General features: G+C 48.6%; 20 protein-coding genes and 1 pseudogene. 6 read left to right on the forward strand and 15 right to left on the reverse strand.

Features of this window, described 5'->3' with window-relative positions; translation table 11 throughout:
• Positions 1–225: 225 nt before the first annotated feature.
• The 3 genes from NSB25_RS09385 (at position 226) to NSB25_RS09390 (ending at position 3,173) form a co-directional block, all read left to right on the forward strand.
• Positions 226–1,860, forward strand: coding sequence for a class I adenylate-forming enzyme family protein (locus NSB25_RS09385; protein WP_103237522.1), 1,635 nt, complete (start codon positions 226–228; stop codon positions 1,858–1,860).
• Between the two features lie 147 nt (positions 1,861–2,007).
• Positions 2,008–2,073: a DUF6783 domain-containing protein gene (locus NSB25_RS29655; protein WP_306817586.1), complete on the forward strand. Its 66-nt coding sequence runs from the start codon at positions 2,008–2,010 to the stop codon at positions 2,071–2,073.
• Between the two features lie 152 nt (positions 2,074–2,225).
• Entirely contained in the window at positions 2,226–3,173 is a 948-nt protein-coding gene (locus tag NSB25_RS09390) for an AraC family transcriptional regulator (RefSeq protein WP_103237523.1), read from the forward strand.
• 27 nt (positions 3,174–3,200) lie between these two features.
• Here the strand turns inward: NSB25_RS09390 and truA are convergent, their stop codons facing one another.
• The 8 genes and pseudogenes from truA to NSB25_RS09430 form a co-directional block, all read right to left on the reverse strand.
• The gene (gene truA, locus NSB25_RS09395; RefSeq protein WP_103237524.1) at positions 3,201–3,938 is read right to left on the reverse strand and encodes a tRNA pseudouridine(38-40) synthase TruA; all 738 of its coding nucleotides are present in this window, start codon (positions 3,936–3,938) and stop codon (positions 3,201–3,203) included.
• Positions 3,939–3,966: 28 nt separating this feature from the next.
• Complete coding sequence (locus NSB25_RS09400; RefSeq protein WP_103237525.1) at positions 3,967–4,683, reverse strand: HAD family hydrolase; 717 nt, start codon at positions 4,681–4,683, stop codon at positions 3,967–3,969.
• Between the two features lie 107 nt (positions 4,684–4,790).
• Positions 4,791–6,827, reverse strand: coding sequence for an amylo-alpha-1,6-glucosidase (locus NSB25_RS09405; protein WP_103237708.1), 2,037 nt, complete (start codon positions 6,825–6,827; stop codon positions 4,791–4,793).
• Between the two features lie 472 nt (positions 6,828–7,299).
• Positions 7,300–8,781 (reverse strand): annotated as a pseudogene (malQ, locus tag NSB25_RS09410) (4-alpha-glucanotransferase); the annotation flags it as partial.
• 10 nt (positions 8,782–8,791) lie between these two features.
• Positions 8,792–10,825 (reverse strand): type I pullulanase, encoded by a 2,034-nt coding sequence (gene pulA, locus NSB25_RS09415; protein WP_103237527.1) that lies wholly within the window; start codon positions 10,823–10,825, stop codon positions 8,792–8,794.
• Positions 10,826–11,046: 221 nt separating this feature from the next.
• A complete protein-coding gene (locus NSB25_RS09420) occupies positions 11,047–11,919 on the reverse strand; it encodes a sugar ABC transporter permease (RefSeq protein WP_103237528.1) in 873 nt (290 codons plus the stop codon).
• Entirely contained in the window at positions 11,919–13,313 is a 1,395-nt protein-coding gene (locus NSB25_RS09425; protein ID WP_103237529.1) for a carbohydrate ABC transporter permease, read from the reverse strand. Before NSB25_RS09425 ends, NSB25_RS09420 begins: the two co-directional genes overlap by 1 nt.
• Positions 13,314–13,482: 169 nt before the next feature.
• Positions 13,483–14,718 carry an extracellular solute-binding protein gene (locus NSB25_RS09430; protein ID WP_103237530.1) on the reverse strand — a complete coding sequence of 412 codons (1,236 nt, stop codon included), beginning with the start codon at positions 14,716–14,718 and terminating at the stop codon, positions 13,483–13,485.
• A 549-nt stretch (positions 14,719–15,267) separates the two neighbouring features.
• On the opposite strand from NSB25_RS09430, the gene NSB25_RS09435 reads away from it, so the two are divergent.
• Positions 15,268–16,269: a LacI family DNA-binding transcriptional regulator gene (locus NSB25_RS09435; RefSeq protein WP_103237531.1), complete on the forward strand. Its 1,002-nt coding sequence runs from the start codon at positions 15,268–15,270 to the stop codon at positions 16,267–16,269.
• Here NSB25_RS09435 and NSB25_RS09440 read toward each other — a convergent pair.
• From NSB25_RS09440 to NSB25_RS09465, 6 genes are all read right to left on the reverse strand, one after another.
• Positions 16,261–17,133 (reverse strand): phosphatidylserine decarboxylase, encoded by an 873-nt coding sequence (locus NSB25_RS09440; protein ID WP_103237532.1) that lies wholly within the window; start codon positions 17,131–17,133, stop codon positions 16,261–16,263. The genes NSB25_RS09435 and NSB25_RS09440 overlap by 9 nt on opposite strands.
• 52 nt (positions 17,134–17,185) lie before the next feature.
• Positions 17,186–17,842: a CDP-alcohol phosphatidyltransferase family protein gene (locus NSB25_RS09445; RefSeq protein ID WP_103237533.1), complete on the reverse strand. Its 657-nt coding sequence runs from the start codon at positions 17,840–17,842 to the stop codon at positions 17,186–17,188.
• A gap of 66 nt (positions 17,843–17,908) precedes the next feature.
• The gene (locus NSB25_RS09450; protein WP_103237534.1) at positions 17,909–18,937 is read right to left on the reverse strand and encodes a lysylphosphatidylglycerol synthase transmembrane domain-containing protein; all 1,029 of its coding nucleotides are present in this window, start codon (positions 18,935–18,937) and stop codon (positions 17,909–17,911) included.
• Positions 18,931–19,632 carry a phosphatase PAP2 family protein gene (locus NSB25_RS09455; protein ID WP_103237535.1) on the reverse strand — a complete coding sequence of 234 codons (702 nt, stop codon included), beginning with the start codon at positions 19,630–19,632 and terminating at the stop codon, positions 18,931–18,933. The genes NSB25_RS09450 and NSB25_RS09455 overlap by 7 nt, the downstream gene beginning before the upstream one ends.
• Positions 19,633–19,842: 210 nt before the next feature.
• Positions 19,843–20,712, reverse strand: a complete 870-nt coding sequence (locus tag NSB25_RS09460) for a YitT family protein (protein ID WP_103237536.1) — start codon at positions 20,710–20,712, stop codon at positions 19,843–19,845.
• A 207-nt stretch (positions 20,713–20,919) separates the two neighbouring features.
• Positions 20,920–21,669, reverse strand: coding sequence for an MBL fold metallo-hydrolase (locus NSB25_RS09465; protein WP_242982227.1), 750 nt, complete (start codon positions 21,667–21,669; stop codon positions 20,920–20,922).
• Positions 21,670–22,016: 347 nt separating this feature from the next.
• Here NSB25_RS09465 and NSB25_RS09470 point away from each other — a divergent pair, with 347 nt between their 5' ends.
• Both NSB25_RS09470 and NSB25_RS09475 read left to right on the forward strand, forming a co-directional pair.
• On the forward strand, positions 22,017–23,297 hold the full coding sequence (locus tag NSB25_RS09470; protein ID WP_172454906.1) for an Rpn family recombination-promoting nuclease/putative transposase: 1,281 nt from the start codon (positions 22,017–22,019) through the stop codon (positions 23,295–23,297).
• 101 nt (positions 23,298–23,398) lie between these two features.
• Entirely contained in the window at positions 23,399–23,848 is a 450-nt protein-coding gene (locus NSB25_RS09475; RefSeq protein WP_306817581.1) for an N-acetyltransferase, read from the forward strand.
• Between the two features lie 43 nt (positions 23,849–23,891).
• Here the strand turns inward: NSB25_RS09475 and NSB25_RS09480 are convergent, their stop codons facing one another.
• Positions 23,892–25,190 (reverse strand): MFS transporter, encoded by a 1,299-nt coding sequence (locus NSB25_RS09480; protein ID WP_103237540.1) that lies wholly within the window; start codon positions 25,188–25,190, stop codon positions 23,892–23,894.
• Between the last annotated feature and the right edge of the window lie 131 nt (positions 25,191–25,321).

A 25,321-nucleotide genomic window follows, 5' to 3' on the forward strand; every position in this document is an offset into this window, starting at 1 on the left:
CCTAAATTCCATTATACTTCTCCTGGTCCGGTCTGTACGTAACAGTTCAGACCAGACACTGAACTGTTACGTCTGTACCATTAAATTTTACTTCATCCCCCCACATAAAATTGACTTTTCCGCCAAGATATGATACCTTTAATAATGCAGCACTTTACAGTGTCAAATTATCCCGCATTAAATAAATGTGCATCTGCGAAACTACAAATAAGGAGACCAAAAGCCATGCCAGTAACAGATTATCTGGACAGAAATGCCCGAATGTATCCCAACGAAATCGCATTGGTGGAGCTGAACCCGGACGAAAAGGACACCCGGAGGACCACATGGAAAGAATATGAGCTGATTCAGCCTGATTCCTTTCAGCCTTATCGGCACGAGATTACGTGGAGTGTTTTCAATGAGAAGGCCAACCGCTTCGCCAATATGCTCATCGGCCGGGGAATTAAGAAGGGAGATAAAGTAGCTGTTCTCATGTATAACTGCCTGGAATGGCTCCCCATATATTTCGGTGTGCTGAAAACCGGTGCCATTGCGGTACCTTTTAATTTCCGATATGACGCGGAAGAAATCCTCTACTGCGCCGAACTGGCCGAAGTGGATATCATCGTATTCGGGCCTGCGTTCATCGGCCGTATCGAGCTGAATGCCGAACGTCTCTGTAAGGGAAGACTTCTGATTTATGTGGGAGACAATTGCCCCAGCTTTGCCGAGAGCTACCACGAGCTGGTGGCAGATTATTCCAGCCAGGCTCCTGATATCAAAATCACGGAGGAAGATTTCGGTGCAATTTATTTCTCTTCGGGAACCACCGGTTTTCCCAAAGCGATTTTACATAAGCATCAGAGCCTGACGCAGGCGGCGGAGATGGAGCAGAAGCATCACGGCACCAACCGGGACGACACTTTTCTCTGTATCCCGCCTCTGTACCACACCGGCGCCAAATTTCACTGGATGGGCAGTCTGGTGGCAGGGAGCAAAGCCATTCTGTTGAAAGGGACGAAACCGGAGACCATTCTCTCTGCCATCTCCAATGAGCATTGTACCATTGTCTGGCTGCTGGTGCCCTGGGCGCAGGATATTCTGGATGCGCTGGATTCCGGCGCCATAAGAGCAGAAGACTATCAGCTGAAGCAGTGGCGCCTGATGCACATCGGCGCACAGCCGGTTCCGCCTTCTCTCATCAAGCGCTGGAAGGCTTATTTCCCGGACCATGATTATGATACCAATTATGGGCTCTCCGAGTCCACCGGCCCCGGCTGCGTGCATCTGGGAATGGAAAATATCCACAAGGTGGGCGCCATCGGTGTTCCGGGTTATCGTTGGTCCTGCAAAATTGTGGACGAGAACGGTATGGAAGTAAGTCAGGGAGATGTGGGCGAGCTCTGTGTCAAAGGGCCCGGTCTCATGACCTGTTATTATCGGGACGAGCAGGCCACTGCCGACGCTCTGAAGGATGGGTGGCTCTACACAGGCGATATGGCCGTGCAGGATGAAGAGGGCTTCTATTTCCTGGTAGACCGCAAAAAGGATGTGATTGTCAGCGGCGGTGAGAATATCTATCCGGTACAGATAGAAGACTTCCTGAGACGGTATGATAAAATAAAAGATGCAGCCGTCATCGGCCTGCCTGACAGGCGTCTGGGAGAAAAGACAGCGGCAATCATCGAAATCAAGGAAGGCACGGAATGTACCCGGGAAGAAATCGAGCAGTTCTGCAGAGAGCTGCCCAGGTACAAGCGCCCCAAAGAAATCATTTTCAGCGAGATTCCCAGGAATGCCACCGGGAAAATTGAGAAGCCAAAGCTGCGTAAAATGTACGGTGCGGAGCGCCTTGTGGCCCGGGAAAACATGGGGTAATTGCGCTGTTATGTAAAGTATCCTCCAGCCGCCAACGTTTTCTGCTGTTTTTACCACATTTCAGGCCAGTTTACAGGAAACCGCACCCCGACTGTGAAAGGAATTCGGTGCATCCCCAGAGCGTGTTTGAAAATTGCTTTCTGCCAGATGTGCGTCACAATTTGTGGGAGATTTGGGTCAAATGAAGGGCGCATAGCGGGCTATGTAACCTGAATTTGACCCAAAGATACCGCAAAGTAGGGCGTGCAGATGGCGGGAATGAATTTTCAAACACGATCCAGGAGCAGTTCGGACAATTTAAAGCATAAAAAGGCAGGATTTTCACCTTCGGATAAGCTATACTGTTTTCAGGAGGCAGGAAAGAGATGGAATGGCTGGCAAGTTTAAGGAAATCAATCGACTATATGGAAGAGCATCTGCTCACGGATATTGGCGCCATGGAAGTAGCAGATGCGGTGCATATATCTCCTTTCTATTTTCAGAAGGGCTTTAAAATTGTGACAGGCTATTCTATCGGTGAGTACCTCAGGAACCGCCGGCTGTATCTGGCAGGATTGGATGTCATAAGGGGAGGCGGTGATTGCCGTGAAAAAAGCCCATACAGGGAAAGAAACAGCGGATATGCCGAAGAGAAGATCATCGATCTGGCATATAAATACGGGTATGATACCCCGGAAAGCTTTACAAGGGCTTTCTCCCGCTTTCACGGCGTATCTCCCATGCGTCTTCGGGAACAGCCTCATCGAATAAAGGTATTCCTGCCCCTGACAGTGGAGATTTCGATTAAAGGAGGAAACAAAATGGACTTTACAATTGAAAAAAGGGAACCCATGAAAATGATCGGGTTTGAAAGGAATTTTTCGTATGACACTTCGTATCGGGAAATCCCTGAATTCTGGTCTGAATTCTGTGGACGATACTGTGGAAGCGACGCTGGGTTCGATCAGGAAGAGAACGAAATCAGGCAGACCATTGCGGAGTGTATGGTAGGAGAATTTGGAGTCTGCATTGATGATATTGGGGATGGAAAGCAGTTTCGCTATTATATTGCAGGTGCGTATCAGGGAGGAAAAATTCCGAAAGGGATGAAAGTTTTTGAAATTCCTGCCAGTGAATGGGCTAAATTTAAGTGTATCGGAACCATGCCGCAGGCTTTGCAGACAGTCAATACCCGAATTTTTTCGGAATGGCTTCCCGGAAATCAGGATTTTGAAATGACGTTCCCGATCAATATAGAATGGTATTCCGGCGGGGATACAGCGGACAGTAATTACGAAAGCGCTATCTGGATCCCTGTGAGGCGCCTTGGATAAATGGAGCAGGGAAGCGCGGACCGGACATCAGTCATAGTCCACGCTCATCAGACAAAGCCCCTGAGGCGGAGCCGTAGGCCCCGCCTTTTTTCTGTCCGGACATTCGAGAACTTCTTTCACCTGCTGCGGCGTCATCCGGCCGCAGCCCACTTCCAGCAGGGTACCCACCATAATGCGAACCATATTCTGCAGGAATCCTGTTCCATGAAAAGTGAAATACAGATATCCGCCCTCACAGGTGATTTCAATCCGGTCCACCACCCGCACGGTGGATTTCTTCATCCGGGGATTCACGCAGAAATTCCGAAAATCATGTTCCCCTTTCAGCAGCTCTGCCGCCTGCAGCATAAGCTTCACATCAGGCATTTCATCCAGTGCCCAGTAGTACTTTCTGTCGAAAACCGGTCTGACCTCCCCTGTGTAACAGGTATAACGATAGGTCTTGCCGATTGCATTATAACGGGCATGAAATCTGGGGGAAGCCTGCCTGACCTCCTTCACCGCAATGTCGTCGGGCAGGTAGCGATTCAGGTAGTCCCGAATCTCCTCCGGCGTACAGTCCGTCTCCAGAAAAGCATTGGCTGCCATCCCTCTGGCATGAACGCCGGCGTCCGTGCGGCCGGCTCCGATGACTTCCGTCTCCTTTCCGCACAGCACGCCCAGCACGTTCTCAAGCTTCCCCTGAATGGTAGTCTGTTCCGGCTGACGCTGCCAGCCGGAATAGCGGCTTCCGTCATATTCAATCAAAAATTTATAATTATTCATAAGCTGCCCTTTTCATTTCCAGTGACATCTAATCCCTCAGAACCAGATTCCGAATCTTCCGGAAGTCTCCGTCCATCACACGATAAGTGGCCTGAACTCTGCCGTATTCTTTCGGCGATATATCCGTATGAATATACAGCGAATCCATGCCTGCCCTGCGGGCTCCGGTAATATCCGCACTCTCGTCATTTCCAATCATGATACACTCCGCGGGATTCAGTTCAAAGTGCCGCAGAAGACTTTCAAAAAATACGGGAGAAGGCTTCTTACATCCCTGCTCCGACGAAATGAAAATGCCGTCAAAATACGGCGTAAGTCCCAGCATCTCAATCTCCGGCCTGGTAAAATCCGTCTGAGCATTGGACAGCAGATAAACTTTCTTCTCCCGCCGCCGCAATTCTCCCAGCAGCTCCTTCACCCCGTCATAGGCCCGGATATATTCCCTGGACAGCGCCCGAAATGTAATCGCCGTCATTTTCGCCTGCTGTACATCACAAGGAACCTTTTTCTCCTGATATAACAGCGCAAATACTTTCGTCAAATCCGGCTCCGCCTCTTCCCCGCCGATTCTTCTGCTCTCTTCCCGCTCCAGAAAACGGAATCTTTCCCGGATCTGTGCCGCACTGTAACAGGCTCCCAGTGCCGAATATATTTCACTCATTTTTTCCCACAACAGGGGATTCTCCTCGTCTGTGCGGATATCCGCCAGAGTCCCGTAAAAATCAAATATATAATTACGATACATAATTTTCCTTATCTTAATTCTGTCATCGTCTGTTCTATTATTTCAGCTCTGTCACTGCCGGCACAGCGCCATTTTCTGCGGTAACTTTCACTTCACAATTGCCGTTTTCAGCTCCGCAGCGCATCATACACCCGCAAAATCTCACCCACACTCCATGCCTGGGCGAAGCATCCCTTCGAGGATACGGGACTGCCGCCGTCATAGATTTCCGGCAGCTGGCCGATGCATCCCTCCCTCAGCGCGGCGTTGATGCTTTCCAGCTGCCTGTCTACATATTGCTTTGCCTCTTCCGAGTAACCGTGTACTTTCAGGTAAGCCAGGTAATAGCCTCCCAGCGGGAATACCCATACCGTGCCCTGGTGATAGGCCAGATCACGTTCCAGCTGCGGCCCGCCATAAAATGCATGAAATTCTTCATCTGCCGGATCTAAAGTGCGCAGGCCGTAAGGTGTATACAATTTCCGGAACACCATCTCCACCACCTGCTTTTCCCGCTGCTGCGGCAGCACGGAAAACGGAAGCGACACCGCCCAAATCTGGTTGCATCGAATCTGGTTGTCCGCTTTCGTTCCGGAAATCACATCCTTCAGGCAGCCCGCCTCTTCATTCCAGAACTGTCCGAAACTTTCCTTCACCTTCCCGGCCATCCGGGCATAATCCTTCTCGTCCTCCGGATAAAACTTTCGAAACTCGTTCATGATGCACAGGGCATTATACCAATATGCATTGATTTCCACGGGCTTTCCGTGCCTGGGCGTGGGAAGAATCTCTCCCACACGCACATCCATCCAGGTCACCTGATCGTAATCCTGTCCGGCCATAATCAGCCCGTCTTCATCCATTTTGATGCCATATTCCGTTCCCTTTTCATACCAGCTTATGATTTCTTTCATCGTCTGATATGCACTTTTCACCAGGATGCTGTCCTGGGTCCTTCTGTAATATTCATACACTGCCAGAATAAACAGTAGCGAAGCATCCACAGTGTTATACCCGGGCGACTCCTTTCCCTCCGGAAAGAGATTGGGCATGAGTCCTTTTCTGCAATAGGTCATAAAAGTCTGCAGAATACTCTCCGCCGTTTCATATCTGCGAGTTGCCAGGCAGCATCCCACCATGGCAATCATAGTATCCCTCCCCCAGTCCTCAAAAAAAGGAAAACCGGCCAATATTGTCTGCTTTGCTGTGGAAGAGCGATAGGAAATAAACTGATGCGCACTCTGAACGAGAACCTGTGCCGTTTCATTCCGGAAATCAGCCTGCTCCCGTAATTCCTTCCTGTGTTCCCGCATGTTCTCAGTCATCTCCTCCACTCCCGGAAGATTGGTCGAAATTCCATACACCATCCAGAGCCTGCCGATCGCTCCGGAAGGTACTGCAATCTTCATGCAGTGATTCACTGCAGTTCTGCCGGTCTCTCTCCTTCCGTCGCAGGCATCATAGGCATAATAGAGGTTTTCACTGAAATTCAGCGGCAATTCCTCAAACTCCCCATTGGTCTGAAAATGCAGTGTCTGTCCGTTTGCGGCAATCCTCCCTTTCACCTCAGCAGCTTTCACGCCGTGCTCTCCGACAGTGCTTTCGTCTCGTTCCCCGTCCGCAATATCCCCCTGTGCTTTTACAGGTTTTGCACAGAGCAGCTCTACTGTGAACTTCTGTTCTTTTGAAAGCAGATTTCCTTTTGGCACAAACTGCAGGTGCGGATATACCTCCAGCGACACTTCCTCCCCGGAAGAATTTCTGATTTCATAGGATATTCCAACGGAATTCTCCCCCTGCATCAGCACAATGGTCCGCACCACCTCCACACCCTTTGCCAGATAGGTCCATTGGGGATAATCTTCATAGGAAAATTCCGTCTGCCAGAGATATCCTTCCTCCCTGTCCGCAGGCTTCTCATAGGCCTGACTGGAAATATGTATCCGTTCTGCCCCGATGCACAATATTTCTTCCAGACGGTGAATCATATTATATCGGTGATTAGGAGAATGCACACAGGCCATCAACACCGCATGATCATTCCGTCCGCAGGAACCAATCATGGTAAGCGACGAAAATCCCCCCAGGCCATTCGTCATCAAATAGCAATTTTCCTCTCCCCGCTCAAAACTCTTCCAGTCCTGTTTTCCATAGATAAACTTCATTGTAACCTCCATGCTGTCATATCTTTTCTCTCTTTCCGCAGGCGCTGATTCTTGCTTCCCCGGTGTCATTTCTGCCGTACTTTCTTCTCCCCGTTTTCGTCGGTGCGCTCTCCCGCACTGACGTCGGTGCTGTCTTCTCCTGCTATTTACAGGCTAAACCTTCACTGTTTCACGCACTGTCCTCTGCCCCGGGGCACTCCTTTTCTTATGCCTTCTCCGATACCGGTTCTTCCTGCTTCTTCCACACAGTCTTCGATTTTCTCTCCTCTGCCTTCTCAGTCTCCGACTTTGCTTTATCCTCCTGCGCCTTCTCCGTTCCCGACTTTGCTTTCTCTTCCTGCGCCTTGTTCCGCTCCGACTTTGGTTTCTCTGCCCTCGCCTTCTGTTTCTTCTCCTTCTCCAGCTTTGCCTTCTCCTCTGCCGCCTTCTTCTGCGCAAGTTTCTCTTTCTCTATCTGCTGCTTCTCCTCCGAAAGTCTGCTGCTGATTCTGGTCAGCCGGTAGATTTTCTCACGCATTTCTTCCGAAAGCATCTGTGCATCCATCCGCCATTCCCAGTTTCCTCCAAGGGTGGACGGCTTGTTGATTCTGGCCTCCGCATCCAGCCCCAGATAATCCTGAAGCGGCGTAATACAGGTATTGGCGGAGCTCATCATGGCCAGGCGCACAAAATCCCAGTATTTCCTCTCGTCCGGCGTATCCGCATTATCCATGTATTCCTGGGCAAAAGCTCTGGATTCCGCGTCCAGTCCCTTCCACCACTGCACCAGTGTCTCGTTGTCGTGAGTTCCGGTATATACCACACAGTTTCTGTCATAGCTGTGGGGCAGATAATCAGTCTCTTCCCTGGGGTCAAAGGCAAATTCCAGCACCTTCATCCCCGGATATCCGCTATCCTTCAGCAACTGCACCACGGAATCCGTGAGAAAGCCCAGGTCTTCCGCGATAATCGCCTTGTCGCCCAGTCTGCTTTTCAAAGCCCTGAACAGCTCCATCCCGGGCCCTTTCTCCCAATGACCGTTTATGGCAGTCTCCGCGCCGAAAGGAATGCTGTAATACTCGTCAAATCCACGGAAATGGTCAATTCTCACCACATCATACAGTTTGAAGCAATGCTCCAGCCGCCTGCACCACCAGTGAAAATTCGTCCGGGTGTGATAGTCCCATTTATACAGCGGATTCCCCCACAACTGCCCCGTGGCGGAAAATGCATCGGGAGGACAGCCTGCCACGGCCGTGGGCCGATAATCCTCGTCAAACTGGAACATTTCCGGATTTGCCCAGGCATCTGCCGAGTCAAAGGCCACATAAATGGGAATGTCTCCGATAAACTGAATTCCGTTTTCATTGGCGTATTCCTTCAGTTTCGTCCACTGTACATGAAACTGGAACTGAAGATATTTGTAGAACTCAATGTCAAAGTAACACTCTCTTCTGTAATAATCCAGCGCATTGGACCAGCGTTTCCTGATATCCTCCGCCCATTCGTCCCATGCGGCTCCCTCAAACCGGAGCTTCACCGCCATGAAAAGAGCATAATCCTCCAGCCAGTCCGCGTTTTCCTGTGTAAAAGAAATAAATTCCGGATTCTTCGCGATATTGCTTCGCTCATAGGCCAGGTGCAGCAGAGAAAACCGCTGCTCATATATTTTCCCGTAATCGATTCGGTTGGGATCATCACCGAAATCACATGCCTCACATTCCTCCTCCGTCAGCATCCCCTCTTTTACCAGTGTCTCCAAATCAATAAAATAAGGATTCCCTGCAAAAGAGGAAAAAGACTGATAAGGGGAATCTCCATAACTGGTAGGGGAAAGCGGAAGAATCTGCCAGTAACTCTGTCCCGCCTCTTTCAGCCAGTCCACAAAATCATACGCTTCTCTGGAAAAACAGCCAATGCCGTACCGGGACGGCAGGCTGGCAATCGGAAGCAGTAACCCGCTCGCTCTTTTCATATCTCCTTTTTTACTCCTTTCTCTTTCCCAGCAACATGCCGCCATGGGCAGCCACCCGGATACTGTTTTCCGTTATTTCGGCCCTTCTGCGGCAGTCCGCCTCTTTTTCATCCGCCAGAACCTCCCAGAAGCTCTCCCGTATTACAGGCTGCAGCGTGCTCTGCTTCCTGACTGTTCGATTCCCGGGATTTCTTCCTCCTTCTTCCGGATCCTTCACTGCCTTCCCGTTCCACACAGGCTCCGACATCTCAATGAGACAGTCTTCGGAAGAAGCATTATATATAATGAACAATTCCTCCCATGGACAGAGACGAGTATCTCTGTTGTCTACCTGAAATGACACCACGCCGTCCCCGTGGATCCTGGCGTTGGTAATTCTGGCGGCAGCATCCGGCGATTTATCACACAGCCCCGGCAGACATTTCCGCAGGCGTATCAGTCCTTTATAGTAGTGTACCAGATCTTTGTATTCAACGGTCCTGTGCCATCTGAGCATATTCAGCTCCGGCGTTGAACAGTAGCTGTTGTCCTCTCCATGCTTCGTTCGTCCGAACTCCTCCCCGGCCTGCAGAAACAGATTCCCCTGACAGGTAAAATAGATGAAGGCGGCCAACTTATTGGCGGCAAGCACATCCTCATACTGCCTGTCAAAATCCGCATTCTCCCGGTGCATGGACAGTACCAGCTTATCCCAGAGCGTAAAGTTGTCATGGGCCGACACATAATTGACAATCTGTCCGCAGCTTTTGGGCAGAAAACATGCACCGCCGTCCTTCCAGCCTGTTACCGCATGAAGAATTGCCGATTCCAGATTTTCTCCCCCGTTGACAAATCCCGGCTCCCGGCTGTAGAACACACTGCCCTTTATGGCATCCCTGGTGTCATCGCTGAAGATGCCGATTCCCTCACTCAAATAGCCTGTATTCTTCTTCACGGCGGGTCTGGTTCCCTTTTCCAGGGGAGAGTCATCCGCACTCCAGGGCTCTCCGTACAGCATTTTCTCGCCAACACCGAACGCCTCGTCCAGCTCCCTGCGAATCCGGTTCATCAGTTCCACTGTCAACAGCCCCATCAAATCAAAGCGGAATCCGTCCAAATGGTATTCTCTGGCCCAGTACATCACGGAATCTGCAATATAGTTATCAACCATGGAGCGCCCCACCGCAATATCATTTCCACAGGCGGAACCGTTGGAGAGACTGCCGTCCTCCATGTAACGGTAATAATAATCCGGCATCATTCTCTGGAACCACGAATCGTTCTCATGAGTATGATTATATACCACATCCATAATAACTCTTATTCCGTTTTTGTGCAATGCCTGAATCATTTCCTTGCATTCCCGGATTCGGACCGTCCCGTCCGAGACATCCGTGGCATAGGAGCCTTCCGGCACATTATAGTTCACAGGGTCATACCCCCAGTTAAACTGTTTCTCATCTCCTGCTTCATCCACGGACCCAAAGTCAAAAAAGGGGAGCAGATGCACATGCGTAATCCCCAGCTTTTTCAGATATTCCATACAAGTGGGATATTCTCCCCCTGTCCCTGTCACCGTAAATGCCTTATATTTCCCCCTGTATGCTTCCGGCACACCGCTTTCCGTATCATAGGAGAAATCCTTGATGTGCAGCTCGTATATAATCCGCTCCTCCCCCTGTTTTGGCGCTCTGTCAGACTGGAAGCCCGGCGGATCTGTCTGTCTCAAATCCACCACCATGCTCCTTCCTCCGTTGCAGCTGCAGCCTACCGCATAAGGGTCCGCAGTTCTTGTATCCTTCCCCTCCGTTCTTACCAGATAGTCGTAATAAATTCCGTGGAGATTTTCCTGAAAGGCAAGCTTCCAGACACCTTTTTCCTCCGCATTCAGCTCCTTTCTGAGGAAGCTTTCCGCGGTTTGGTCCCGATACAGACGCAGTTCCACTCTCTCGGCCAAAGGACTCCATACCTTGAATACTGTGCTCCCCTCTGCACAGACCGCGCCCAAATCCTTTCCGTCATACCGGAATTTCGCGTCAAATTCTTCACCGGCGAAAAAAGCCATATTCTCAGCTATCCTTTTTTCACTTTCCCTGTCTCCTATTCAAAGTCGCTGCGCGACGGCACTAAAGAAACCTATTAAAAATGCTGCTACAAAATAAGCATTCGTATTCTGCAGCAGCACACGGAACTGTCTCAAAATTTCCCTGACCATCGGTAAATTGTTTCGCGACAGTTCCTAAGTATAGTTTACATCACTTTACATCATATTGTCAGATTTTTCACTTATCCCTTTACAGCTCCTGCAACGCCTTCCACATAGCATCTCTGTGACAGCAGGAAGACAATGGCTATGGGAATGGAAATCAGCACACACCCCGCATAGAACTGCGTATAATAGTAATCCACGTATTCCTTTTCCAGCATGGTCCACAGGCCGATTGCTATTGTGTAGTATTTCGTGTCATTTCCCATGATAACCTTTGCAAAAATGTAGTCCACCCAGGGCCCCATAAAAGAGGTCAGCAGCGTATAGGTGATAATCGGCTTTGACAAAGGTATGGTAATCCTGATAAAGGTATCCCATTTCGTGGCGCCGTCGATATAGGCGGCCTCGTCGATGGATCTGGGAATCGTATCAAAAAATCCCTTTGCCATATAGAATCCCAGACCCGCGCCTCCGGAATAGACCAGGATCAGCGACAGCTGTTTCAGCACACCTGTCTCCAGCAATCCCAGACCTTTCAGAATGTAGTATACGGCAATCATGGACATGAAACCCGGGAACATACCCAGTATCATGGCAATATTCATGAAATTCTTGCGCATCTTGAAACGAAGTCGGCTCATAACATAAGATACGCACAACACAAAAAACGCCGAAAGTATCGTACTGAAAATTGCTATCACCAGTGTATTCAGAAACCACCTGGTAAAATCGATACTCGTTCCCCCAGTAATCTTGCTGTTCACTCCCTGCACCAGTTCCGTATAGTTGCTCAGAGTAAATCCTTTGGGCCAGATATAGGTTTTATAGGAACCGCCCTCCGCACGGAACGAAGTCAGGATAACAAATAAAATCGGCAGTACCCAGATAATGCTCAATACCGTCAGCAGCACATAACATGCTCCGTTGGTAATTCTTCTTTTCATTTTCATTATTGGAACGCCCCCTCATCTTTGTAAGCACCTGTACGGTGGTAAGTTAACAGTGACAGAGTTGCAAGGATGATAAACGCCAGAATACCAATCACGGCGCCCAGGTTGTAGTCCTTCTGGGTGATGGTCAGCTTGTAAAGCCAGGTGACCAGCAAATCCGTTTTACCTGCGTAATAGTATTCCAGGGAATCGGGACCGCCGCCTGACAGAAGGAAAATCACGTTGAAGTTATTGATATTTCCTGTAAAGGAGGTAATCAGGTTGGGCGTCATTACAAATATCATGTAAGGCAGCGTAATCTTTCTGAAAATAACAGGAGCACTGGCACCGTCAATCTTCGCCGCCTCATACAGATCCGCAGGAATGTTCTGCAGAATGCCGGTGGTGGACAGCATGGTAAAAGGTACACCGATCCAGATATTGATACAGATAATGGTTATCTTCGCCAGCAGCGGGTCCGTGAAGAAAGGCACAGAATCCGTTGCCCCGATGATGCCGAAATCTCTCAGAAGTACATTGACAGGTCCGTTGGCATTGAAGATTGTTCTCATGGTCAGCAGCGTAACGAACTGGGGAACTGCCACGGAGAGCACGAACATAAATCTCCAGAAGCCTTTTCCCTTCGTACCCTTGCGGTTGATCAAAAGCGCCAGCAACAGTCCCAGGATGTAGCAGGTCACAGTGGCCGACACAGCCCAGATCAGCGTCCATCCCAAAACGGGCCAGAAAGTGGTGGCAAGAGAGCCGCTGGAAGCAATCAGCGATTTGAAGTTCTCCAGCCCCACCCAGGAGAACAGCGTTCCGGGCGGCTGATGCTCATGGTCATAGCTGGTAAAGGCAATGAGAATCATAAATACCAGCGGCACAATGGTAAATACAAGAATACCGATAATAGGAAAAGAAAGCAGAAACGCATGCAGATTCTCTTCGTGCAGGGAACGGATGTCATCCCGGAAAGTGGGAATATGCTGTCCCTTTGCCTTGCGTATCTGGGTGCAGTAAGCACTTTTTGCAGACATACAGGCTACAAAGAGAAATGCCGCAGTCAACACCAGAGTAATAACGCCATACAGCAGACAGAGCATGGAATTATCACCCATGGAATACTCATAGATCCCCAGAGCCTCATTGTACACCTGCCCCTGTTCCACGGTGCCCAGAGTTATAAAGTCACCAATGGCTCCGATACCAAATACAATCATGTATACAAAATAGAGAATCTCCAGTGCCAGGAAAATCAATCCTCTGGCCACCTGTTTATTCATTATGTTGCCAAGTCCGAAAACGATAAAGGAAAGTCTGGTAATGGTATCACCCTTTTTAAATACCTGCGAAATGCTTTCGTCCCTGGGCTTATCATACTTAAGCGAAGCTTTTCTCTTAAAAAGTCCCATTAGATTTATCTCCTATCAGAGTTCCGCAGGTGCCCCTCGACACCCCTCACGGGAAGAATTGCCGGCCGCACAGCGTCCGTCAATCCTTCCGGGTGTCTTCGCTTCACCTGCTGATTAGAGTTCCGCAGGTGCCCCTCGACACCTGCTGATTTATGTTCCCGCAAAAATTTTATTCCGCTGTCATAGCCTGAACGAAAGCATCCAGCTTCGCCTGTGCATTGTCCTTGGTGATTTCACCGCTTCTGATTTCGGTGGGGATTGCACCTGCATAAGACCAGTATCTGGAGCTGAATACGGAGTTGGAAGGCTGTGCCACGCTGGCGTTATTGGACTGCTCTACAAGCACTGCCGCAAGAGGATCCGCCAGAACCTTCTCGCTGGCGCCGGCCGCTTTGTTGGCAGGAACCTGCTGGGACAATTCATAACGCAGAACCTGATTCTCTTCGTTTCCAATAAATGCGGCGAACTGAACAGCTGCAGCCATATTCTTGGACTGTGCGTTTACGCCGATAGCCTTGGAACCATAGAAGCTCAGCAACTGATAATCATTGCCGTCAGGGTTAAAAGTAGGGATAACTGCCATTCCCAGATCATCGCCCAGGATGCTGTGGAAATTCTCATATTCCCATGTACCGCCGAACCATGCGCCCAGTCTGTGGCCCTCAATCAGCTCGGTTACAGTAATCTCACCGTCGAAAGCACATTTGGGGTTATTGATCAGGTCAATCAGATAATTGGTTACAGCCAGACCGGTTGCGTTGTTCCAGTCTACACCTGCAGAAAGGTCGCTGCCTTCAGGTCCGAAAATGCTGCAGCCCGCGCCGTAGTAATAGCAGCCCAGTTTCCAGCCGCCCGCAGACTCAAAATAATAGTTGTATACATTGTCTGCCGTTTCCTTGGCCATGATCTTCTCCAGAGATGTGATGTCGGACTCATCCAGGAGAGTCTTGTCATAGTACATAAAGAAGGTATTGTGGGTAAAAGGAATCCCGTAAATCTTACCGTCCTGTGTGACGGTGTCAACAACCGCCTCAGCGATATCGTTCTTTACCATCGCCTCGGTATCGCCGCCCAGCTGTGCAATGGCCCCTGCATCCACCAGCTGCGGAAGCTGGTCACTGGCAAACAGGAATACATCCGCCGCGTTGCCTACATCCTTAAGCACTTCGTCCTGGCACTTATCCTCACCCACAACTTCTGTGGTCCAGGTAATCTGGTACTCGGGATGTGCTTCTGCAAATGCATCCTGCATCTGCTTCATGGCACCTGTGTCAATCTGGTTCTGGGGACACCATACTTTAAGGCTGACTGCCCCCCCTGACTGGCTTCCGCCATCCTTACCGCATCCTGCCAGAACGGAAGCTGCCAGAGCTGTTGTCAACAATGCTGCGTAAAGCTTTTTCATTTTAAAGTTCCTCCTTTAAGAAAAATTTTATTGTTTCTTAATATTTCATTGAGATGAAAATATCATATTTTAATTTTTTCGTCAAGCTTGATTTTGTGCATATTTTTGTCTTTTCTTCTCATTTTCTGCGATGTATTATGCACTTTGTATGCCGTTTCGAAATTTTTTCGAAACCTGATAACGAAACTTTATTTTTCCATTTTCGATATTATTGTATTTTTGCAATTGCAGCTTCCTGTTTTTCCGATTGTCAGTTTTGACAGAAAATCGTTTATTTCTTTTTCCAATTTTTCCCATTTCTGTTTAATTTTACCTTTTTGTGGGTTCATTTGAAAAAGGGGGCACGCGGATTCGACTTTTCTTCTTCCTATTCCGCCATTTATATTGATAACGTCAGGAAATAAAGTTTCGCTGACATACTTGTTTTTTCATCACCGTCCTGTTATAATCCATATATCGACAGGCAAAATTGTTGTAATTTTTCACAAATTTTTAAACCGGCAGTAAAACGCCGATGTAGTGCAGCGGCTTTTAAGGGGGAATCTATTTATGACGACGATAAATGATATTGCTGCCAGACTGGGAATATCCAAAAGTACCGTTTCCAAAGGCCTGAACAACGCCAGAGATGTCAGCGAGGAAATGCGTAAGAAAATTCTGGAAACAGCTGTGGAAATGGGCTATGTCAACAGACGCCTGCAGAAAAAGGAAAAAAAGCTCTGTATTCTTGTGGAAAACATGGACTATCGGACACCCAATCAATTCGGTCATGATCTCATATTGGGGTTTAAGCAGATGGCCGAACCTGACGGCTGGAAAATAGACGTGATTCCTCTGGACAAGGAATTTCAGAGGGGAATCCCCTACACGGTGTTTATGATGGAGCATGGATACCAGGCTTCCTTTGTGCTGGGATTCAGTCTTCTGGACCCCTGGATACATGAGTTTCGGACTTCCAGAATTCCTGCTGTTCTCTATGACAATTATATCAAGGAAAATCCGAACATTGCCTCCGTAGGCTGCGACAGTCAGGAGGGATTCGAACTGGCTGTAAAGCATCTGGTCGACCTGGGCCATCAAAAAATAGGCCTGATCTCCGGTCCTCTGGATTCCTATATCCTGAAGGCCAGATACAATGCCTATCTCAATGCCATGGATAAATATGGGCTGGAAATCAATGAAAAATACATCGGACTGGAATATTACATAAACGATTCTACCAGAAAGTATGTCCCCAGACTTCTGGGCGAAGGGGTTACCGCCATTCTCTTCTCCCACGACGTACGTGCGATTTCCGCCATCACGGAATGCGAAGACAGAGGCATCAGCATTCCAGGGGACGTAAGCATTATCGGTTTTGACGATCTCCCCATAGCCGCACACACACAGCCTCCACTGACCACAGTGCGCCAGGACAGGCTTGCTCTGGGTAAATGCGGCTTCTATGCCCTTTCCTGCCTGCTGAATCGAGTCCCCATAGGTTCGATTCTCCTGCGCGCAACTCTGATTGTACGAAATTCCACAGGACCGGTTCCCCGGAAATCAGTGTGACAGCCGCCTGCCCACACCTTCTCCCAGACGCACCTTTGTCTCGATTCCCCGGCGGGAATTCTCCAGAATATCCCCGTCAGGGCAGGCTTCTCCTTTTTTGGTCATAAGAATAATCGTGGAACCGCCAAAAGCAAAATTCCCCTTTTCCCAGCCTCTTTTTACCTTGATTCCACGATTATGATTCCGAATTTTTCCTACCAGCAAAGCTCCGACCTCCATCTGAATCATCTCGCCGAAATTGTCGGAATGCAGTATGCAGTATTCCCTTGTATTCTCTTTGTAAACAGGGAACTCATCGTTTGCCACAGGATTTACCGTGTGTAAAACGCCGGGAATCCACACCAGTTTGGACACGGTTCCTCCATCTGCATAAATATATCTGTGATAGTCCTCCACACACAGCCGAAATACCCACACATAACCGCCGGCATAAGACGCCGCCAGCTTCTTATTCTGCAGAAGGCTTTCCGCCGTATATCGGGTATGCTTGATAGAAAAAGACGCCTTCTCGTTTATCTCATACACACTCAGTCTGCCGTCACAGGGACTGACGAGAACCTCCGGTGCCATTTCCACTCTGCGCGCTTTCGGCTCCATCCTTCTGGTAAAAAAGTCATTATACGAGCGGTACTTTTTCGGACGATATTCACTCATATCAATTCCGTGGCTGCGGACAAATCTGCCGATAAACACCCTGGACAATCCGGAATCCAGGAGCCTTCCTCCCAGTCTCGACACCGCCGGCGTCACCAGAAATCTCAACAACGCCCTTCCCGCCGCATGGCCATACAGTTCTTCCAGAAAACGATCCTGCAGAGATACTTCTTCCGTTACATTTCCTTTTCTGTCTGCAATCAGACCCATAAATCCATCCCCCTTCCGCAGTTCTGCCGTATTTCTTTGACAGCCCCTCTTTTTATCCTCTGGAATTTACCAGTTCCCACCAACTCCTCCATGCGAAGACAATCACCGCAACCGCAAAGGCAACTACTCCCACAATCAGCAGTACCTCCTTCACAGAAGGCTTACGTACCTTAAAGTTAAGAACAAACAGAAATCCTACCAGCCCCACCACAATATGCAGCACCACAACAAATGCAAGATGACTGGGAAACAGAGGCGATATCACGAATAAAACAGGAAGTGCAATGGCCATGGATGTGATGGGCAGACCCTGATAATACTTTCGTGCCCCCCCGTCCTCGGCCTGACGCTTTGCCTCCATTACATTGAAATATCCCAGGCGGATCAGCCCGGCCAGACCGTACAGCGCCAGAATCGCCATCCCATATATCCGATCCATCCCCAGCCTGTAACAGATTATAATCGGCAACGCTCCGAAACACACCATATCGCAGAGGGAATCAATCTGAATTCCGAAGCTTTTCTCATCCTCCGTCCTGTCTTTTTTCATTCTGGCGATTTTCCCGTCAAACATATCACAGAAACCTGAAAAAGCAAGGAAAAAAATTGCCCATCGCAGCTGCATGGCAGCCGCGCTGAAAATCCCCGCCACAGCCGATATAAAGCTGATATAAGTGAGTATAACTGTATAATTATAAAATCCTATCATTTTCACACCTCATATTTGCCTTCCGCAGTCATCTGCAGACTGTCTTACAGACATTCGGCCTGCCCATCACTCAGACCGGGCTTTCACCATATAGTATCCCTGCGCCGCCAGCGTAAAGACCGCGCTCAGCAGCAGCTCACTGTAGTAGCTCATTCCCCTGGACAACACCATTGCCGGCAGGGTCACAGACCCGAATACCGACGAAAATATTTTCAGGAACAGCGCCTCGCTGATTCCCATTCCCCCCGGCAGAGGAAGCATATCCACCGAAATGGAAATCACTGCCTGCAGAATAATCACATCCCACATGGGAGTTCCCGATAAACCGAAAGACAGGTAGACCAGCCATGTCACTGTAAATAATGCCAGCCGCTGTATAAAGGTAATTACAATCACACGAAATATCATTCCCGGATGATTTCTCAGATACAGCGCCGTCTCTCTGTAAATCTGCATGGATTCCCGCAGCTTCCTGCCGCGCTCTTCCTTATGTCTGAGAAACCGGAATCTTTCCAGCAGCCTCAGTCCTCTTGTCAGTATCTTCTCTGCCAGGTCCGGATGAAACACCAGCACTGTCATAAAACCCACGCAGAAAATATTCAGCAGCACGCCCAGGTAAAAAACAGGAGCGACCTCTTCCATATACCGGTGCATAAACCCTCTTCCAAAACAGGCTATTCCCACACCCATGACCACCAGCACCAGCTTATATGTGATAGTCACCACCATCAGTATCACCGTGGCAACCGGAATCGGAATCTTTTCCTTTTTCATATAGTAAATCTGCATGGGCTGACCACCCGTGGCAGACGGGGTAATGCAGCTGAAAAAGAAGCCCACCGAGGAAAACAGAAAACAGATCCTTTTCTTCAGACGAATCTGAAAGGAACGCATCATATACCACAGTATAATGGATTCACCCCAGATAAAGAACATCACCAGCACAATCCCGGGAATCAGCCATTTTATATCCGCCTGCCGGATAGCCTCCATCATTGCTCCCGGATCTTCCCCATGAAATACACCGTAAATCGTAAGTGAAAAAACCACAATCAGAAAAACAATGTTCCAGAATGTCTTCTTTTTCGTCAACATTCACCGCTTCCCCCTTTTGAAAGAAGCTTTCCGTTAATGTTGTCCAGAATCCTTTCATAAGTTCCCCGGACTTTTTTATTCGCAGCCACAAGAAAACAAAATTCCGCAAGGAAAATTCCGCCAATCACATCCGGAATCACATGTTGTTTCGTCGTCAATGTGGAAATGCATACCAGCAGTGCCATCAGACAGGAAGCCGCCCGATACCAGAGCGGTATATTTTTCTTCCCCCGCAGCCCTATGTAGCAGAACCAGCTCACCAGACAATGTATGGACGGAAACAGATTATCCGCCGCATCTATGGAATACAGAAAAATCACCAGCTGATTCCAGAAGCCCTCAGGATCCACCACCGGTCTGGTATTCGTGGTGGGATAAGCCAGATAACAGACCAGACAGACCACTCTGGAAAGGAAATCCGCCGCAAAAAAACGGCACACTTCTTTTTTCTCCTGTCTTCCGATTAAAATGTAGTTGACAATCCAGAACAGATAACATCCAAGATAAATCGCAACTGTTGGCGGCCAGAACGGAATCAGCCGGTCAAGGTTTCCTTCAATATTATGATGTGTCCATTCCCCGGCAATCATCCTGGAACCACCGTAAACCGCCAGGTTAAAAACAACGGCAAAAATCAGAGGAATCATGCTGTATTCCGGAATAATGGTATGTATCCTTTTCCAAATCTTTTCCATTCGGCCCTCCTGCCATAGCCAAACTGTCATCTGCACCTCAGGTTCCGTATAACAGTTTCTACTGAGCTGTTATTGTATAACCGTTTACCGGAAATCCATAACTTTACAGACACATCATAAAATATAGCAAAAAATGAACCGATGCTCAAGATGTTTTTTCATATCTTAAAAAAATCTTTAGATTATATCCAAAAAAAGACAGCAGGCCTTTTACAAAGCCTGCTTTTCCATGGAAAAACCCCGTCCCCGCACTTCACTCACCCTGCTGACAACCATGAAACTGGCCGGATCAATACTGCGGACTATTTTCTCCAGTTTATAAAGCTCTCTGTTGGAGACAACGGTAAAAACCATCTGGGTCTTATCGTGCAGATAGCCGCCCTCCGCCTCCAGCAAAGTCACGCCTCTGTCCACTTCTTTCAGAATGGCATCCCGTATCTGAGACGAGCGGTCACTGACAATCTTCACTTCCGTACGCGTGGTTCCAAGCAGCATGGTTTTGTCCAGTGCAACGGCCGAAATCATCACAAACAAAATACTGTACAAAATGTTCTCTGTCTGATTCAGCGGTGCCTGCAGCAGCAAAATAGTCACATCAAATACGTACAGGCTCACCGACACCGGAATCCTCAGATACTTGTACAGAACCAGCGGCGGAATGTCCATACCGCCGGTGGATGCCCCTGTGCGAATCACAATTCCCATAGAAACGCCCACTCCCAGCCCTGCGAACAAGGTGCAGAGCAGAATGTCGCCCGTCAGAACGAAATCCCCCAGTATCCGGTCAAATACCTCCAGCGCTGCCGGAATCAGAAAAGTACTGGCCAGCGTGTTCACCACAAAAGTCCTGCCCAATGTAAATAGGCCCAGAAGCAACATGCCCACGTTCACCAGAAGCAGAATGCCTGACACAGGCAATCCCGTCAGATAGTGCACCGCAAGCGCGATACCGGTGCCTCCTCCGCTGGCCAGATTAGCCGGAAGCAAAAAAAGCTTCACCGTCAATGCATATGAAATATTTCCCAGAAGAATGGCAATGATGGTCTGCCATGTCCAGCTTAACTTTTCTTTGTCTTTCATATTATAGTTCCGCCATGCGCCCGCCGACGGCCTGCTCCTTCATGATTTCCGCATCACCCGGCAGATACAGCTCTCCGGTATGCAGTTTATCCTTCATTTTGCTCATGTGCAGTCTCCCTTATTCTACTTTTATCTGAGCTTCTCCGGTTTCTGCAGGCACTATGTCATACGCCGGATGTCAGCCGGAGTCCTCACTGTTTTTCTCCGTCAGCAGTCCGGATAAACAATCACAGAATTCCCGTCGCCAAATGGATGCTGTTTTGCCTTTCCGCCAAACCAGGAATACTCGCTGTCCTTCTCCGTCTTGCCGTCACACAGCTCCTGCAGCCCTTCCCGAAGCTCCTCAATCAATGAAATCGGCTCAAAACCTTTGGCATGTCCGTGCAGGATATAATCCGCTTTCTCCTCCAGATACCTGACTCTGTCTATCTCACTCAGCACTTCCTTCGGAGACAGACAGCCCGGAAGCTGCAGCCAGAGATGCCGGTTAATGCTGTCACCGGTGAACAGGATTCTGTCCTCTCTCAGAAGAAGCAGAATTCCTCCCTGTGTGTGTCCCGGGAAGTCGATCACTTCCACACTCAGGCCGCCCAGCTCAATGACAGCGCCTCCCCGTATCTCCCGAAACGGTGGCATAGACAGACCATGCCTCGAAATTTCACTTGCAAATTTCTGAAATTTCGCATGTTCCTCTGCCAGCTCCAGGTCAGCCGGATGCAGGTATGCTTCCTCGAAATAAATATTGCCGTAAATGTGGTCACCATGTCCATGTGTATTCACAACCGTCAAAGGCAGATCCGTGACCGTCCGCACCACAGCCTTTACATCTTCACTGCCATTCATGGTATCAATCACCAGAGCCTTCTTCTCCCCCACTACCGCATATCCTGTGGCTTCTCCATTGTCATCCATCAGGAAAACATGTGGATTTAATTGTTTAATGCTTATTTTACTCACAGTACCCCTCCTCATCCATTTTCTCTATCTTATCATGGACAGCGGCGAAACACAATCCTTTCCTTGACCTGGAACGTTTGATTCAAAAAAGTTTTTAAAGTACTTGTATACTACGGAAAACTATGCTATAATCAACGCATTATCAGCCGAGGCACTTCTGGTGTTTCGGAAAATCATTAAGTTTCTCGCGTTTCGGGGAGCATACTGCTTCTCAGAATGCATAGAATTTCAGAATGCTCCGCATTCTGGTCTGTTGGCTTTTCGCCGCTTATTCAATCAGAAACCGACAATCAATTAAGGGCAGGCGAAAAGTATTTCTCCTGTCCCACATGAGAACAGGAGGAGGCATGAAAGAAAAACAAAAAAGAACACAATCCTTTAAAACACAGCCGAAAGAAGAGAGATTTAAATCTGCGGATGGAAAAAAGGCCGGAAAAAGCAATATACACAACCGGGATATCAACAGTAAGGAAATCTTCGACAATCCCGTCCTGTGTGCCCAGTTTCTCCGGGATAATTTTGATATTCCGGTCTTAAAAAACGTACAGCCGGAAGATATTGAGGATATCTCCGAGCGCTATCACCCTTATCTGGGAACGGAATTCGAGACAGATTCCGTCAAAAAAATCAGGATTCTCGATATCGGAAAGGAAAAGGACTCTGTGATGGAAGCGGAAAGTGAACCGCCTTTTCTGGTCTCGCTCATTGATCACAAGAGCCTGGTAGATTATGATGCGGCCATGCAGCTTTTACGGTATATGATGTGTATCTGGACGGCATATAAAAAAGAGATGGAGGCAATGCATGCGGGTATCACCAGGAGGAAGGAGTTCCGGTATCCTGTGATTATTCCCATTGTGTATTTTGAGGGAGAGGCAAAGTGGACAGCCGCCAGGAATTTCCGGGAGAGAATCAGCAGAGAGTCCCAGTTCAGAAAATGGATTCCGGATTTCAGATATGAACTTGTGAATGTCTGTGCCTACAGCAACGAGGAGCTTCTGAGCCGGGAAGATGAGATGTCTTTGATTATGTTAATCAATAAAATACAGAACGATGTGGATTTGGAGCAGTTTCTTCGGCTTCCCGGAGACAGACTGAACCGGATTCTGAAAAACAGTCCGGAACATGTCGTGGATGTAATGGTATCTGTGATGGAAAGTCTGTGTTTTAAGATAGATGTATCTGCCGAAGAGCGAATGGCATGTGTTCAGAAAGTGAGAGAACGGAAAATGGGATATCTCTGGGAAAATATGGAAAAATTCAGCATACAGGAAGAACGCCGGAAGACGGAGAAGCAGCGCCAAAAGACAGAAGCTGAACGTAAAAAAACAGAGGCCGAACGAAAAAAAGCAGAGGCCGAACGAAAAAAAGCAGAGGCCGAACGAAAAAAAGCAGAGGCCGAACGAAAAAAAGCAGAGGCCGAACGAGAAAAAGCAGAGGCCGAACGAGAAAAAGCAGAGGCCGAACGAAAAAAAGCAGAGGCCGCGCAAAAAAAGGTCGAAGAACAACAGCAATTACTGGAAGCAGAGCGCCAAAAGAACAGGGAAATAGAAGAAAAGCTCAGCGCCGCTGAAGCATTGATAAAGCAGTTGAGCAGTGACAGGCAGGAACACAGCGGAGAAATATAGTTCTTCTCAGTCTTCAAAAAGGATTCATTATGATCATCAGACATACCGGGCCGAACGAATTAGAACAAATATGTCAAATATACGCCTGTGCAAGAGACAGGATGCGCAAAGGGGGCAATCCCTCTCAATGGGGCAACAACCGCCCTTCTGTTCCCGTACTTGTAAGAGATATTCAAAACGGCTGCAGTTATGTGATAACAGAAAAGGATAAACTCTGCGGAGTCTTTTCCTTAATCATCGGTACGGACCCTGCTTATCAGGTAATCCAGCAGGGCAGCTGGCTCAATGAGGCCCCATACGGAACCATTCACCGGCTTGCCGGAAATGGTTCCGTTAAGGGTATTTTCAGTGCATGTCTGTCCTACTGCCTGTCGCAGATTCCCAACATCCGAATCGACACCCACAGGGATAATCTGATTATGCAGCACCTGCTGACAAAAAACGGATTTACCAGATGCGGAATCGTTCATGTGGAAGATGGAAGTGAGAGAATTGCCTATCAGAAATCTCTGCCCGGTTATGACGATTCCGTCTCCCTTCACTCTATATAAGAGAGCTGCCCTGTCAAATGTGCTGGGCAGAGATTATTCTATTCTATCCTTCTGCTTCACTCCAGCTGTCCCTTTTTAACAGAACATGAAAGCACAGGCATATCAGAACGCCAACCACGCCGCATACGCCGAAAAGCATAGCCGCGCCGGAACCTTTCCCGCTACCGAACAGTGATGTCAGCATACCCTCAGCCTTCCTGGCCATCAGTGGTTCAAACACCCTGTCCACCAGCCAGCCTCCCGCCATATATCCCACTGGAATTGAGAAAAACTGCAGCGTATTGCGACAGGCATACACTCTTCCCTGCATCCTGCCCGGTATGGTACTGCGGAAAATTACGTCCATATTCGCGTTCATGTACGGAACAAATATCCAGCCCAAAACCGCGCCGATACACCATACCACCGTATCATTTCCAAATGCCAGCAGGAAATTCTCTGTACTCATGGACACGAACAGCGCCAGACAGATTGCTCTGACCCGGTTTTTCGGTTTCGGAACAACAGTAACCAAAATACTCCCTGCCAGTGTGGCAATTCCCACAAAAGTATTAACCAGCCCCAGTACTGTCTCCCCGCCTTTTTCTCTGGACAAAAGCATGGCCGGCAGCGCCGCATTGTAAATAGAAGCAACCAGATTAATACAGGCCAGAAACAGAATCAATTTCAATATCAGCAAATTCTGCCCAAGCCAGCGCAGTCCTTTCCCTGCCGATGCCAGAAGTTTTTCCTTTTCTTCTCTGACATCCTCCGGCGACTCCTCCTGGGGAATCTCAATAAACAGCCACAATGTCAGAAATGCTGCCATAAACGTAAGCAAATCCACTGCAATTACCGTTTCCATCCCGGCAAAGGAAAAAAGTGCTGTGGCCAGTATGGGCGTCAATATGGAATTCAATGACTGTGAAAAGGAACGCAGTCCGCTGGTTTTCTGGTAGTATTCCCTGGGTATCAGCAGTGTCGCCGCCACCTCACTGGCCGGCTGCTGTACCGTATTCATCAGACCACTGATCCCGTTCAGGAAATACAGATGCCACGCCTCCAGACTGTCCGTTCTGATCAGCACAAAGACTGTCATCGTACTCACTGCAGCAATCAGATCACAGAACAGCATGGTTCGTTTCTTATTCCATCTGTCACTGAGAGCGCCTGCAAATATACTCATAATGATATAGGGCGCATAAGAACAGACAGATAAAAGCGCGGTCTTTAATGCAGATCCGCTGCGCAGATACAGCCACAGCACCAGGGCGTAGCCTGTCATTCCACTGCCGAGAGCAGAAAAAGCCTGTGTGCTCCAAAGTATCAGGTAAGGTTTCAATTGTTTATATTCTTTTTTCATTTTGACTTTGCTCCTTTGATATTCTATTTCATCTTATCAAAATGCAAAGCCGAGGACTTCTGTCATCCTCCATGCGGTGTCCTCAGGCCCTGCATGGAGCAAAAGCAATGCACAACAGCATATGGGACGTT

The organism is Acetatifactor muris, from assembly GCF_024623325.1.
In the GTDB taxonomy this organism is placed as follows: domain Bacteria; phylum Bacillota; class Clostridia; order Lachnospirales; family Lachnospiraceae; genus Acetatifactor; species Acetatifactor muris.

Bases quoted from the DNA above. Each gene is read 5' to 3' on its own strand.
- NSB25_RS09430 (WP_103237530.1), bottom strand. From the start codon at position 14,718: ATGAAAAAGCTTTACGCAGCATTGTTGACAACAGCTCTGGCAGCTTCC.
- truA (WP_103237524.1), bottom strand. From the start codon at position 3,938: ATGAATAATTATAAATTTTTGATTGAATATGACGGAAGCCGCTATTCC.
- NSB25_RS09460 (WP_103237536.1), bottom strand. From the start codon at position 20,712: ATGAAAGACAAAGAAAAGTTAAGCTGGACATGGCAGACCATCATTGCC.
- pulA (WP_103237527.1), bottom strand. From the start codon at position 10,825: ATGGCTTTTTTCGCCGGTGAAGAATTTGACGCGAAATTCCGGTATGAC.
- NSB25_RS09450 (WP_103237534.1), bottom strand. From the start codon at position 18,937: ATGTTGACGAAAAAGAAGACATTCTGGAACATTGTTTTTCTGATTGTG.
- NSB25_RS09470 (WP_172454906.1), top strand. From the start codon at position 22,017: ATGAAAGAAAAACAAAAAAGAACACAATCCTTTAAAACACAGCCGAAA.
- NSB25_RS09390 (WP_103237523.1), top strand. From the start codon at position 2,226: ATGGAATGGCTGGCAAGTTTAAGGAAATCAATCGACTATATGGAAGAG.
- NSB25_RS09425 (WP_103237529.1), bottom strand. From the start codon at position 13,313: ATGGGACTTTTTAAGAGAAAAGCTTCGCTTAAGTATGATAAGCCCAGG.
- NSB25_RS09440 (WP_103237532.1), bottom strand. From the start codon at position 17,133: ATGGGTCTGATTGCAGACAGAAAAGGAAATGTAACGGAAGAAGTATCT.
- NSB25_RS09445 (WP_103237533.1), bottom strand. From the start codon at position 17,842: ATGATAGGATTTTATAATTATACAGTTATACTCACTTATATCAGCTTT.
- NSB25_RS09400 (WP_103237525.1), bottom strand. From the start codon at position 4,683: ATGTATCGTAATTATATATTTGATTTTTACGGGACTCTGGCGGATATC.
- NSB25_RS09480 (WP_103237540.1), bottom strand. From the start codon at position 25,190: ATGAAAAAAGAATATAAACAATTGAAACCTTACCTGATACTTTGGAGC.
- NSB25_RS09455 (WP_103237535.1), bottom strand. From the start codon at position 19,632: ATGGAAAAGATTTGGAAAAGGATACATACCATTATTCCGGAATACAGC.
- NSB25_RS09385 (WP_103237522.1), top strand. From the start codon at position 226: ATGCCAGTAACAGATTATCTGGACAGAAATGCCCGAATGTATCCCAAC.
- NSB25_RS09420 (WP_103237528.1), bottom strand. From the start codon at position 11,919: ATGAAAATGAAAAGAAGAATTACCAACGGAGCATGTTATGTGCTGCTG.
- NSB25_RS09435 (WP_103237531.1), top strand. From the start codon at position 15,268: ATGACGACGATAAATGATATTGCTGCCAGACTGGGAATATCCAAAAGT.
- NSB25_RS09475 (WP_306817581.1), top strand. From the start codon at position 23,399: ATGCGCAAAGGGGGCAATCCCTCTCAATGGGGCAACAACCGCCCTTCT.
- NSB25_RS09405 (WP_103237708.1), bottom strand. From the start codon at position 6,827: ATGAAGTTTATCTATGGAAAACAGGACTGGAAGAGTTTTGAGCGGGGA.